This window comes from Flavobacterium sp., from assembly GCF_027490375.1.
Classification (GTDB): domain Bacteria; phylum Bacteroidota; class Bacteroidia; order Flavobacteriales; family Flavobacteriaceae; genus Flavobacterium.
This window is the reverse complement of the sequence record NZ_JAIXYH010000040.1, coordinates 92715-106509: the sequence shown is the minus strand read 5'-3', so window position 1 is coordinate 106509 and position 13795 is coordinate 92715. Positions and strand designations below refer to the sequence as shown.

6 protein-coding genes are annotated in these 13795 nt (G+C 41.2%); all 6 read right to left on the bottom strand.

What is annotated here, in order from left to right; translation table 11 throughout:
* Positions 1 to 63: 63 nt before the first annotated feature.
* Complete coding sequence (locus tag Q0064_RS04945) at positions 64 to 1701, bottom strand: family 16 glycosylhydrolase (protein ID WP_298145168.1); 1638 nt, start codon at positions 1699 to 1701, stop codon at positions 64 to 66.
* Positions 1702 to 1712: 11 nt separating this feature from the next.
* Positions 1713 to 3314, bottom strand: a complete 1602-nt coding sequence (locus tag Q0064_RS04940; RefSeq protein WP_298145165.1) for a PKD domain-containing protein — start codon at positions 3312 to 3314, stop codon at positions 1713 to 1715.
* Positions 3315 to 3327: 13 nt separating this feature from the next.
* Positions 3328 to 4803 (bottom strand): RagB/SusD family nutrient uptake outer membrane protein, encoded by a 1476-nt coding sequence (locus tag Q0064_RS04935; RefSeq protein ID WP_298145162.1) that lies wholly within the window; start codon positions 4801 to 4803, stop codon positions 3328 to 3330.
* An 11-nt stretch (positions 4804 to 4814) separates the two neighbouring features.
* Positions 4815 to 7859: a TonB-dependent receptor gene (locus tag Q0064_RS04930; protein ID WP_298145159.1), complete on the bottom strand. Its 3045-nt coding sequence runs from the start codon at positions 7857 to 7859 to the stop codon at positions 4815 to 4817.
* Between the two features lie 240 nt (positions 7860 to 8099).
* On the bottom strand, positions 8100 to 10949 hold the full coding sequence (locus Q0064_RS04925; RefSeq protein WP_298145156.1) for a triple tyrosine motif-containing protein: 2850 nt from the start codon (positions 10947 to 10949) through the stop codon (positions 8100 to 8102).
* A 215-nt stretch (positions 10950 to 11164) separates the two neighbouring features.
* Positions 11165 to 13552 (bottom strand): T9SS type A sorting domain-containing protein, encoded by a 2388-nt coding sequence (locus tag Q0064_RS04920; protein ID WP_298145153.1) that lies wholly within the window; start codon positions 13550 to 13552, stop codon positions 11165 to 11167.
* Positions 13553 to 13795 lie beyond the last annotated feature (243 nt).

Sequence of the window (13795 nt, the reverse complement as noted above, 5' to 3'; positions counted from 1 at the left end):
GCTTAAAAATAAGGCAGACAGCATTCTTTTGGAATGCGATGTCTGCCATAATTAAAAAGGATTTTATTGGTAAACGCGGATGTAATCTACTTCCATGGTTGCCGTTTGGAAGTCGTTCGCAACAGTTCCTCCGAAGGTTCCTCCCATAGCCACGTTCATGATTAGGAAGAAATCGCTATTAAACGGTACGCTGTTGTTGTTTGCGAAGGAATGGAACAAGACATCGTCTACATAGAAACGTATCGCAGATGGGCTCCAAATTACTTTGTAGAGGTGAAATTCTGAGCTTACGTTGGCTACGTTGGTTGTGTTGGTGTTTGCGTTTCCGCCGAAGTTTCCGGGGTAGTGCAGCGATCCGTGGATGACGCCGGGGCTATTTCCGCGGTGTTCCATGATATCTATTTCGCCGCAATTTGGCCACCCTACTTCGGGGAAATTTGCGCCAAGCATCCAAATAGCGGGCCAAGTACCTCCGCCTACGGGAAGTTTAGCACGTGCTTCTACTTTTCCGTACGTAAATTCGAATTTATCTTGTGATTTTAGGCGTGCTGATGTCCAGTTGTTGCCTGTTTTTAAGGCATTGATTTTCAGGGTACCGTTGCTAACTGCAACGTTTGCCGCGTTGTTGGTGTAGCTTTGCACCTCGTTATTACCCCAACCGCCACCACCTAAGTCGTAGCCCCATTTGGTTGCGTCGGGTGCTCCTGCAACATCAAATTCATCAGACCAAACAAGGTTTGTATAATCTGTTACAGGATCTTGTACGGGCGGTGTTGTCGTGAAGATATGATACCAAGCTAAACCAGAATCATTACCCATAACGGCTCGTACTACCATGCGGTTTTCAGTTATAGACAAGATTTCATAGGAGCTTTGACCTATGTAATATCCCATAAACCCTCCATCTGTGAAATTAAGCATGGTACCTCGAGTTTGTCCCGGTACATTATTAGCAACTACAGCTGAATTTGATGGACTCAAACCCACAACTCTTTCGTCAACAACTGCATATGGATAACAAAAATCGGTTCCTGCACTACCTCCTCCAACTCCTTGGTACGAGACGTGGAAAAATGTACTACCCCCATTGTCTAGTTTAAAATAAAGGTTGTCGCCGTCTTTACGGAAAGTTAATTCGTTGTCGTACAAACAGCTACTGTCTGGAGAGCCTGCCTTTTCGAAAGGTGCAGCAGCATAGTAAACAGGGAAGTAGTTTTGAGTTGCATCGCTGTTATTTGGTCCTACACCTAAATGTCCGGGTTCTCCCGCTGCCCAATACCAGGTTTTTTGCGTTCCACCTGTAAGGAATGCAACTGCTTCATCGTCACGGAAATTACTAAATACAGTAACTTCTGTGGTAATCGTAGAAGCAATACCAGCAGTTCCTGTGGCAGTAATTGTTACTGTATAAGTGTTTACACCCGGTTGAAAATATCCGTGAGTTACACTTCCGCTGGGCACGGTTCCTCTGACTCCATCTCCGTAGTCAAATTGATAAGAGATTGCATTATCGGCCGTTGCGGTAAATTTAACCAATCCACTACCGTCGCCATTCGGATTTTCAGCGTCTTGGCCGATAATTTCTACCGTCACAGCTAAATTTTCAGGAGAGGTCAACTCGCCGAAACTGTTATTTTCTTCGCATCCTAAAAACAAAAATAGGCCGAGAATGGTAAAGCTTTTAAAAAGTAACTTTTTCATAATTTTTATTCTTAGTTGTGGAAATAAACGTTGTCAACGAAAAGCGTTCCGGAGCCCGCAGGCGTTCCCGAAAAAATTAATTGAGCAATATGCGCACGATTGATTAAGCCTGTGAATTGCGATAGCGGAATGTCGTAACTGTTCCAACCGGCTTGTGTTGGTGTGAAAGTTAACTCGTGCTCAACGTCGTCGCCACCTTGGAATGCGCCGTTCGCTCCAAAATCAACTAGTTTGATTCGCACGGTGGTCATGTTTGGTGTCCAGACATCTACGTGAAAGTGCGTCATTGAAGTGGCATTAATTTGCGATGCAATGGTCTCTACACCTACAAAATTTAGATTCGTGTAGCGCTTAACAGCATTTCCAGCGATAGTTACATCGGTTAGAGTTCCTTGTGACCACGGAGTTTGCCAAGTGTCTACTGGAACATTGTTATAAACTCCGCTAAACATGGATATTACGTTTGCTTGCGGCAGTGTTGGGTTTGGAGCAGCTACTAGAGGAACATTTGATGGTCCGCCTTGATTGTAGAAATAAACATTATCAATGTAAACGGTTGTATTTCCGGCAGGCTGACCCACATAAATAAGTTGCGCAATGTGTGCTCTAGTTGTGAGTCCGGTAAACGAACTTAATGGAATATCTAAACTCACCCACTGATTGCGAGCTGGATTATCGATTACTATTTCGTGTTCCACATCGTCTCCGCCGCCAAAAGCTGCGTTTGCTCCAAAGTCAACTAATTTAACACGAAACTGTGTAAAGTCGGACGACCAAATGTCCGTGTGGAAATGCGTCATTCCCGTAGCGTTGATTTGGTTGTTAACGGTTTCTATACCAACGAAATTCAATGCGCTGTATTTCTTAATATCGTCACCATCCACTTGAAACTCTTCTAGATTTGCTTGCGACCACGATGTTCTCCAGGTATCAACTGGTACATTTGTGTATGTATTACTGAATAGTGAAATTACACTCGATTGTGCTTGAGTTGGCGTTGGGGCAGTACCTATATCAACAATTACTACAGTTTGAGTATAGGTTGTTGTAGCTGCGCCGCCGCTTAATGCGGTTACAGTAACCGTGTAGCTTCCTGCTTGGGCATAGGTGTAACTTACCGTCTCTCCTTGATTGAAAGCAACCGGCTCTGCAGCAGGATTATCGCCAAAGGTTACTTCAAAGAAAGTCTCCAATTCGGCTTCTGCCTGAACCGTAATCGATAGATTGGCTCCGGTAGTAATTGTTACGTTTAGGTTTGTGGGTTGTACGAAAGACACGGTAACTTCTTGAGTTACTTCGGTTCTTTTACCATTGAGCGCCACTCCGACAATTCGTGCCTGATAGGTTCCCTCGGCATAAGTGTGCTCTGTAGTATTACCTGGGCTCACGAGAGCGGGTTCTGTCGAATCGTCGCCGAAGTAAATTTCGTACTGACTGACACCGGTTCCTTTCGGCAAGAAAGTTACATTTCCGGAATTGTCTTGCGAAATAGTTACCAACGCAGAAATGTCTTTTGGTGCATCGAGCTGGTCGATATTCACATCGGAATCATCGCTACAAGCCCAAAAGAGCAAGCTAGCGAAGACAAGGAAGAAAGATGCTATTTTTTTCATATTCTTTTTTTTTTTAGTATTCTGGATTTTGCTGCCAATTACCGTTAGCGAATTGTATTTCTTCGATCGGAATTGGGAAAATTTCATGCTTACCTGCTACGAATCCGGGTATGGTTCCGGCAGCTTTTCCAGTACGCACTAAGTCAAAGAAGCGGTGTCCTTCACCCATTAGTTCATACCTTCTTTCAGCAAGGATAAAATCGGTTAATGCTGCACCTGAAGCGCTAATATCGTGGTTGTTATCACCAAAAGCTCTTCTTCTTACACGATTCAAATATTCACGAGCCGTTGCGTCGTTAATGCCTCCTCTACTGTAGGCTTCAGCAGCCATTAGAAGTACATCTGCGTACCGAATCGCTCTGTAATTGTTTGGATTTGTCAGATTTTGGTCGCCGATATTTGCATCGCCTTTACGGGGAAGGTATTTTCTGTTGAAATAACCGGTGTGTTTGTATCCCGTTCCGTAGGTGGCATTATTTGCAGCAGCAAAAGTGACAATATTTAAGATAGCCACATCTCGGCGATTGTCGCCCACTTCATAACTTTGATACGCTTCTTGTGTTGGAACATTGAAGCTAAATCCTGAATCGAAAAGAGGTCCGCTGTAGTTTCGGATTCCATTAAATCCTACTGCTACGTTTCCTTCGCTACACTGCAAGCAACCAAAGCCTGCGCCTTCAGCATCAGAATACTGTACTTCAAAAACCGATTCGCTGTTGTTTTCGTTGTTGTTTTCAAAAATTGTATTGTAGTTTGCAACTAGCTGGTATTGGTTGCTGCTGATTAGATCATCCAAAACATTAGCAGCGTCCACAAATTTTTCTTGGAATAGGTATACTTTTCCGAGAAGTGCTTGCGCCGCTCCTTTTGATGCACGACCAACTTGAGGGGCAACTGGATTTAAATTCTCCACGGCATACTGCAAGTCGGCTTCAATCGAAGCATAAACATCTGCAACAGGCGAACGCGGAATTGTTTTTTCGTCGTTTAATCTAAATCGAGCATCTCCTTTTAACGGAATCGGACCAAACCATTTTACCAATTCGAAGTGGTAATACGCTCTTAAAAATCGAGCTTCTGCAATGATTTGCTCTTTACCTTCAAAATCTGTTTTGTCTTTAAATTCAAGGATATAACTTGCTCTGTTAACACCTGCAAACATCCAATTCCAAATATCGCGTAGGTTGCTGTTAGTAGGTGTGTGAATCATTTCATCGATTTGCTGAATACCAATCACGTCGTTAGCAGATTCTCCACCGGATAGGGTATTATCTGAGGCGATTTCTCCCAACATAACATTGATGTAGGTGCTTTGCAGCATGTCGTATGCCGCAATTAGTGCGTCATAGTAATCTTGTTCGGAGTTGAAGTAATTTTCAGAATCAATATTATAAACCGGTTTACGGTCAACGAAGTCGTCGCTGCAAGAATGTATCGTTCCAAGCAACAAGACGAATAAAAGAGATCGGAAGATTATGTTGTTTTTCATGATCATTCGTATTAAAAATTAAGATTTAAACCTAGCATATACGTACGTGGTACAGGATAGAAGCCGTTGTCAATTCCTCCTCCAATAGGCGCACCTGAACTTGCACCAGGATCAAACCCTTTATATTTAGTAAAGGTGTATACATTGTTTACAGCTCCGTAGAGTCTAAATTTTGTAAATCCGATACTTTCAGCAAATTTTGGAGGGAGTGAATAACCTAATTGGATAGCTTGAATTCTCAAAAATGAAGCATCTTCTACGAAATAGTCGGAGAACACATTGTTTCCTGATGCTCCAGTGGTTACCCGAGGCACGGTGTTGCTGGTTCCTTCGCCAGTCCAACGATCTAAAACGTAATCTAAACGGTTCATATTAGCTAGAACTCTTTCATAGTTTCTTACCATATCGTGTCCGATTGACGCAAAGGCATTTGCTGTGAAATCGAAGTTTTTATAATTGAATCCCACATTGAAACCCATTGTAACGTCTGGAATTGGGTCTCCTATAAACGTACGGTCTTCTAAATTGATAACGCCATCGCCGTTTAAATCTTTGTATCGAAGATCTCCAGGCGCCGCTTCTGCTCCTAAAGCGAGTTGTGATGGATGTGCATCTACTTCAGCTTGATTTTGGAAAATTCCGTCGGTTTGGTATCCAAAAAACGCGCCTAATACTTGCCCTTCTTGCATTCTCGAAATAAATGGTTGTCCTACTCCGAATGAACCCGTTTCTAAAAATCTAGTTTGGTTATTCACTTCCAAGACCTCGTTTTTGATAAAAGCTACATTGTATCCGAAATTATATCGAAATGCCTTATCCGAGGAAGAATTATAATTAAACGCGAATTCAAAACCTGAATTGCGAACAGAACCGGCGTTTACCGTTGGAGATCCCGATCCTGGCGCATAAATACCGGTAATACCCGAAACCGGAATATTTCCAATTAATAAATTTGCGCGTGTGTCAATAAAATAATCTGTTGTTATTTGAAGTCTGTTCTTAAAAGCTTCTATATCGAAACCAACGTCGAACTTTCTCGCTTCTTCCCAAGCAACATTTGGGTTTGGAAGCGTTCCAACGGCTCGTCCATTCACCAATACACCATTGATAACGTAAGTTGCTTCGCCCGACAGCGAACCTGCAAACAAGTTACTACCTATGGCGTCGTTCCCTAGTTCTCCGTAACTTATTCTCATTTTCAAGAAGTTAATTTTTCCTTCTTTAGGAAAGAAAGACTCTTCGGAGATTTTCCAGCCCGCTGTAACAGATGGGAAGTTCGCTACTTGATTACTTCTTCCAAATCTTGACGATAAATCTCTTCTAAACATCATAGAAAAAAGGTATCTGTCTTTGTAATCGTACTCTAAACGCCCAATGTAAGAAAGACGTCTTTCGTCGTATGCATACGATCCTACATCTCGCCCGCCATCTGGACTGGTTCCAATAGCTAAAGAAATATCTGCAAACTCCCAACTGTTGTTTGGCACATCGAAGCCGGTTGCGAATAATCCGTTTCCGTATTGTTTAAAAATAGTTGTGCCAACTGTTGCTTTGAAATTGTGCTCAGAGTTGATGTTAAAATTATAAGCTCCAAAGAAGTCGAATGTATAGTCGTTATCTTCTATAGCATTTTGATTGACGCTGCTTCTTTCAATGTCAAAGACTTTCCCGCCGTAATCGACCTCTTTATTGAAGACACGGCCACGGCTGTTTACAGTATTAAAACCAACTCGTCCTGTTAAAAGAAGGTTGTCTATAATCGAATAATTAAGTTCAAAATTTCCATTTAGTTTTTTAAGCTTATAATCGTTGAATGTGTTTGCGAGTTGTTGAACAGGGTTTATGACTTCGATGCCATAGCCGGGAGTGCTCGGAATTGGATTGAAATCGCCGTTTGCGTTGAATACAGACAAAGTAGGATCTGCGTTAACCGCATTAAATAAAACAGAACCAAGACCGTTTTCATTGAATGAGTCTCGGTCGATGTACGTGTATATTACGTTGGTGCTTAACTTTAGCTTCGAAGATAAGTCTGCACTGAGTTGTAGGCGAGCTGTATTTCTTTTAAAATCAGACTTTTCGCGACCCACTATACCTTCTTGTGTAAAATCGGAGGCGCTAAACATGTATGATATTTTTTCACTACCTCCTTTAATTGAGAAATCGGTATTTCGAATAGGTGAAGTATCGAATACTTGGTCTTGCCAATTGGTACCAGTCCCTAAATTACTTACGTTTGGAAAAGGTACTGGTTGCCCCCCGTTTGCATAACTTTCGTTTGTTAAAAGTGCATACTCAGTTGCATTTAATAACGGCAGCTTTCTTGTTGTCTCCTGAAAACCTGTAAAAGTATTCAGCGATAAAGTTGGTTTGGCATTTTTCTTTCCTTTCTTAGTGGTTACTAAGATAATACCATTTGCACCAATAGTTCCGTAAATTGCCGCTGCCGCATCTTTCAAAACCGTCAACGATTCAATATCGGACGGATTAAGCAAGCTCAAGTCGCCCTGATACCCATCAATAATAGCAATAGGTGCACCATTACCGTTCGTTGCTACACCTCGAATTCGAATGTCCAAGCCCGCGCCCGGTGCACCCGATTGTTGTGTAACAGTTACACCAGCAACGGTTCCCTGCAATGCCTGTTCCGTTTTAAAAGGCGTTAAATCTTCGATGGTTTTAGCGCTTATTACTGCTACTGAACCCGTCACATTTTTTCGTTTCTTTTCACCGTATCCAATAACTACGATTTCTTCAAGTGCATTCACCGCCTCCTGAAGTTTAATGTCAAAAGTTCCGCTCTTACTTACCGTTATTGAAAAGTTTTGAAATCCTACATAGCTAAATTGAACAGTTTGCCCTGCTGCAAGATTATTAAGTTGATACTTTCCGTCGAGATCAGTTGCTGCGGTAGCGGTTCCTCCAACCGAGATACTAACACCCGGAAGAGGCAGCCCAGATGACGCTTCGCTTACAGTACCCTGAATATTGATATTCTGCGCCTGTAAACCAAAAGCCCATAAGACTAGTGCGAATAAATAGATTCTTGATTTCATATTTGGTTTTGCTGTTATCGTTTACGAAAATAGTTGGATAAACTTGCATATTTCGAAATAGCAACCACAACAAAAAATATACAACAGAAAAAAAAGCGTTTAAAATTCCGAAATCGATAAATATTTAAGGATTTACGCGGATTTGCAGCGATGTACATCGCTAAAAACTCTACAAAAACCCCGTTTCGCAAACGTTGTTGTTGTGGCGATGTATAGGAACTTTTATGAAAAATTAACGCTTTAAATCGACAATATGTACTCCACCAAGCCTTGCTCATGCGGCAAATCCATTTTTTTACGCAAACGATATCGCTTTATCTCTACACTGCGAACCGAAATATTCAGCAAAGGAGCAATCTCTTTCGACGATAAATTCAATCGTAAGTACGCACATAAGCGTAGATCGTTTGGTGTAAGTGCTGGATGAGCCTGCTTTATTTTCTTTAAGAAATCTTTATCAGCACTGTCGAATGCCTCTCTGAAAACGTTCCAATTGTCGTCTTCAGAAATATTCTTAGAGATTTTAGAAATTACATTCTTTACACCACGAGTGGCATCGCCTGCAGAAGTTTTATTCAAATCTTCCTTTATTAATGCCAAGAGTTCATTCTTTTGAATCAGAGTAAGCGTAGATACGGCAAGCTCTTTACTTTTGTTGTCTACGTCCTTTGCCAATTGCTCGTTACGAAGCTTCATGAGCTGTTGCTCGTTTTCTAACTCTTTGATTTCTAGCAATAAATTGTTTTCTTCAATGAGTTTTTCACGCTGGTTTTGGTAATAACGTTTGTACTTTTTGTGAATAAAGAATCCTAAATAAATGCCTAGTATCAAGTAAATAAACAATGCTAGATTGGTGGCGTACCAAGGTTTTAAGATGGTAAAGGTATACCGAGCCACGTTAGCAGGTTTTGAATTAGCAATTTTTGCTCGAACCATAAATGTGTAGGTTCCTGGCTCCAGGTTTTTAAAACCAGTAGCCGATTTGCTGCTCCACTTACTCCAATTGTCTTGAAATCCTTTAAGCGCAAATTGGTATTCTGCATTTATATACTTATTGAATTCCGGAACGGCATAACTAAACATCAGATTATTTTGATCGTGAGAAAAGGAACCTTCCTCCGTTACCGAAACAAATTGTTCGCGTTCGTTTTGCTTGTAATTCGAAACATAGGTAATTGCCACCGGATGATTGCTGAAACTTAAATCATCAATGTTTAAGGTGTAATATCCGTCGGTAGTTCCAATTAGGTACGAAGAAGGCGAAATTTGTGTGACATTTTCGTATCCCAACATCGAATTGGTAAGCGTTGCTGAAATCGGAATAAAATTAAATTCCAACTTATTACTCAATTTTCCGACGGTAAAGTAATGGATGTAATTTTTTGTAAACATCCAAAGTTTGTTGGTTTTATCAACGATTAACTTTCCCGATGTATACTCGTCTTTATCTAAAATCTGACTAAAAAATGGATCTCGAGCAAAGCTCTTTGTTTGCGGATTTAACTTATAAATACCGTTTTTACTCGCGTAATAAATTTGATTCTGGTATTTTATCAAACCCGCGTTCTTTCCCTTTTTTGGTTGATCGTAGGTGAATACGTTTGTAGATTTTGTCAAAGCAGCATCTACTTCTAGTCTAAAAATTCCCTTGTATTCGTGTGAGACATAGATTTGGTTTGGTCCGGCGAGTTCGAAATTTTTAGAAGAATAATCGAACTTGGCAATTTTATTACGAAATCGCCAGCCGGTAGTGGTCTTTTCTAGAACAGATAAACCATAGTAGTTACCTTGCAGCAGCAGATTGGGGTTATTGGGAACGGCAGCAAACTTCCATGTACCCGATTGGCTAAAAATGGGAGTAGCCACCGCATCTTTTATAAGAAACGTCCCTGAATCATGACCGCAAAACAAACTTCCGGCGTAGGCAAACAAGTTCCAGACTTGGCCTTTCGTTCCTGCCACAAAGCGGAATGATTCGCCACTGTTCCATTTCTTGCAGAACAATCCTTGGTTGGTTCCTACGTAGAGAATTCCTTGATACAGCTCGGAAGTATAAACCGTTCCTAACAATCCTGACCGGTCGCTATAACTTTTTACCGGCGACTGTAAATTAATACAGTTAATTCCGTTATCTAAACCTACCCATACATTTTTGTCGTGATCTTCAAAGAGTGATAAAGCGGTATTATTGCTCAAGCCGAGTGCTTGTGTGATGTGAAATTGTACACTGTAATCCGGATTTAGAATAATAATCCCATCGGATACGGTGCCAATAACCGAGCCGCCGTTTTTCAAATGTTGCGAACTGTACACACTGCTGGCTTGCAGTAGCGCATTTACCGGAAAATTACTGGCAAATACTTTTCCTTGATACAGCGTTAAAAACCCGTTTAGTTGTGTAAGAATAACCAGCGCTTCGCCTTTCTTCTCGATACGAACAATTTTATTGGTTTTAATTTTCGGGTCGTTCGAAATAAGCTTGCTTTTGGCGTTTTCGATTTCGTATAAATTCCCTGTAGTGGTTTGATAATACAGATTGCTTCCGGTATTGAAAGCCTTTAATATTTGTTCTTTAGGTGCAATGATTTTAAACTTGCGCGTCGATTTTTGATAGATGTAAATCCGACTTAACGACTGGAACAGCACAAAGTCTTGATATTGTAAAATATTCCAGAATTGCTCGTCGTCGAGAAGGTATTTTCGGATTGGTGCGCTTAACGAGTGGTATTTTAATATTCCGGTTGCTTCTCGTTTCCAATACCCAAATTCCATATAACAGCCCGTGTATATGAGTCCGTCGATTACTTTTACTGAACGAATTATGGTTTCGTTTGGCGAAGGATACAAATTCCAAGAAGCGCCCGTAAACTCCAGCAAGCCTTCGTTATTTGCGAAGAATAAACGCTTCTGCGCATCTTGATCGATCATCCAGTTTTGATTCCCGGCGTTGTATAACTTCGGGCTATACGGAACAATTGGTGGTAATTCTTGCGCAAATACAGTACACGAAAACAGTCCAAAAAGCAAAAGCCCGATTAGGCTTTTTTGAACATGGCTATTTGAATTCAGCGAAATTTTTATTCTGGGCATAGTGCAAATTAAAGAAAGCTTGTGATAAAAATACAGCAACTACAGCGATTTCGTACTGCACACAACAATTAAAGTTCGACAGTTAAAACGAGACTATAAAAAATTGTAAGAAAAAGACACTAATTAAAATTCAAATGTTTGATTATAAGTGCTTTTATAAAAAAAGCTGCACCGTTTTGGGGTGCAGCTTTAACAATCAACTACAAAAAACTATTTTATTTTTTTACGATTTTACGCGTAATCGTTTGATCTGCAATCTGAATTTTTGCAATGTACGTTCCTACAGTCCAAGCTGCTGTGTTAATTTGTGTAAGTGCAGCGCCTTTGTTCTCGAAAACTAATTGACCAAGACTGTTGTACACTTCCATACGTGTTACTGGCTCTGCTGTCGAAATTTGAAGCACGTCGTTAACCGGATTTGGATAAAGCGAAAGTCTGGTTTGTTCAGGAGCGTTAACGCTTAACGGAATAGCAGAGAAGAATACGTTATCTACAAACAAAATACCTTGTCCAGTTGGATTACCCGACAAGATTAGTTGTGCAATATTCGAACGAGTTACCAGACCAGTAAAGTCGCTTAGCGGAATAGTGTACGTATTCCATTGTGATTGTGTCGGTGTGAAGCTCAATTCGTGCTCAACGTCGTCGCCACCACCAAAAGTACCGTTTGCACCGAAATCTACTAACTTGATGCGGAAAGCCGTCATGTTTGGTGTCCATACATCGATGTGGAAGTAATTCATTTGCGAAGCATCGATCGGATCTGTTGTAGCTTCAATACCTACAAAATCTAGTGAAGTATATCTTTTGGTTGGATTTCCAGCGATTTCAACATCCTGAAAATTAGCTGCCGACCACGAGGTTTTCCAAGTATCTACAGAAAGATTTGTGTAGCTTTCTGAGAACATAGATTGTACTAAAGCTGGATCAACATCAGGAGTGTTTGCTGCCACTGCAGGTACATTCGGATCGACAACAGCTACGTTGTGGAAATATACGTTGTCTACAAAGACAATTCCGCTTCCAGACGGTGTTCCCGACAAGATTAATTGTGCAATGTTTGCTCTATTGATGAGTCCAGAAAAGTCGCTTAACGGAATTTCGTAGCTCACCCAACCTGCTTGTGCTGGTGTGAAAGTAATTTCGTGTTCCGTATCGTTACCGCCACCAAACGCACCATCTGCACCAAAATCAACTAATTTAATACGGAAAGATGTCATGTTAGGTGTCCAGATATCCATGTGGAAGTACAACATAGATGTGGCGTTGATTTGGTTGTTAACAGTCTCAATACCTACAAAGTTTAAGTTGTCGTATTTTTTGGTATCGTTTCCTTCGATTTGTACATCGGAAACGGTTCCAACCGACCAAGAGGTTTGCCACGTATCAACCGGGACGTTTGTGTATGCGTTGCTAAACATTGAAATTACGTTTTGTGCCGGACGTGTTGGTGTAGGTGCTGCAACGGTAGGTTCTACCGGAACCACAACACCTTCTTTATGGAAATAAACGTTGTCTACGAAAACAATTCCTTGTCCTACCGGAGTTCCCGATAAAATTATCTGTGCGATGTGTTCTCTGGTGGTAAGCCCAACGAAATCGGCCATCGGAATTTCTAGAGCTACCCAACCCGACTGATTTGGGGTAAAAGTAAGCTCATGTTCTGTGTCGTTTCCTCCACCAAAAGCAGCATCGGCACCAAAATCTACGAGTTTGACGCGAAATGTCGTCATGTTTGGTGTCCAAATATCCATGTGGAAGAAGAGCATTTCTGTTGCGTCGATCTGATTTGCTACGGTTTCGATGCCAACGAAATTTAAACTTTCGTACTTTTTAATGTCGTTTCCTTCCACAGCAAAGTTTGATACAACGCCAGCCGACCAAGACGTTTGCCACGTGTCTACAGGTACATTGTTATACGTGTTGCTGAAAAGTGAAATGACATTTTCCGCCAAACGTGTAGGAGTTGCTGCGGCAACTGTTGGTTCTTGTGGCGTGCTAGTAGCAACGTTGTGAAAGAAAACATTGTCTACAAAAACAGTTCCTTGTCCAGCAGGCAAGCCCGAAATAATCAACTGTGCGATATTGTTGCGGTTTTGCAATCCTGTGAAATTTGCTAGATCAATGTTTAAAGTATTCCAGCCGTTTAAGGTTGGATTAAAGATAAGTTCGTGCTCGGTATCGTCGCCGCCGCCAAAAATGGCATTTGGACCGAAGTCGACTAATTTCACACGGAACGTAGTCATGTTTGGTGTCCAAATATCCATGTGTAAATACAACATGTTGTTAATGTTGATTTGGCTGGCAATGGTTTCGATACCCACAAACGATACGTTGTTGTATTGTTTGGTGTCGTTCCCAGCAATTTGCGTTTCAGTGAGCACACCAACCGACCACGATGTTTGCCAGGTATCTACTGGTACGTTTGTATAGGCGTTGCTAAAAAGAGAAATTACGTTTGCAGCTGGAAACTCAGGAGTTGGAGCAGCTTGCGTGGGCGTTCCGTCTAGAGGAGCGCTCGATTTAACAGGAAAGTTAACAGCTTGCGCAGAAAAGCCACAAGAAATTAACAATCCAGTAAAATAAAGGGTAATTTTTTTCATAGAATGTTGTTTTGATGTTTGAAACAAATGTAGAATACAAAAGGAGTTTTACGATCTAAGGCATTCCTATATAAAAACTATACAGGTTTTTTGCAGGCGAAAACGTTTGCGAACGCCTTATTACTGCTGATTTTCGGCGATTTGGCAACGAGCAACGGTTGCGTTTGAATTTTGCTGTTGTAAAGGAAATGTTGAGGTAAAAAATAGCTTTAAGAATGAATTTTAAGAGTAAGAATAGTTTCA

What these genes read in the sequence shown, in the direction of transcription:
- Q0064_RS04930 (WP_298145159.1), bottom strand. Translation starts at nt 7,859, where the DNA reads ATGAAATCAAGAATCTATTTATTCGCACTAGTCTTATGGGCTTTTGGT.
- Q0064_RS04940 (WP_298145165.1), bottom strand. Translation starts at nt 3,314, where the DNA reads ATGAAAAAAATAGCATCTTTCTTCCTTGTCTTCGCTAGCTTGCTCTTT.
- Q0064_RS04925 (WP_298145156.1), bottom strand. Translation starts at nt 10,949, where the DNA reads ATGCCCAGAATAAAAATTTCGCTGAATTCAAATAGCCATGTTCAAAAA.
- Q0064_RS04935 (WP_298145162.1), bottom strand. Translation starts at nt 4,803, where the DNA reads ATGAAAAACAACATAATCTTCCGATCTCTTTTATTCGTCTTGTTGCTT.
- Q0064_RS04920 (WP_298145153.1), bottom strand. Translation starts at nt 13,552, where the DNA reads ATGAAAAAAATTACCCTTTATTTTACTGGATTGTTAATTTCTTGTGGC.
- Q0064_RS04945 (WP_298145168.1), bottom strand. Translation starts at nt 1,701, where the DNA reads ATGAAAAAGTTACTTTTTAAAAGCTTTACCATTCTCGGCCTATTTTTG.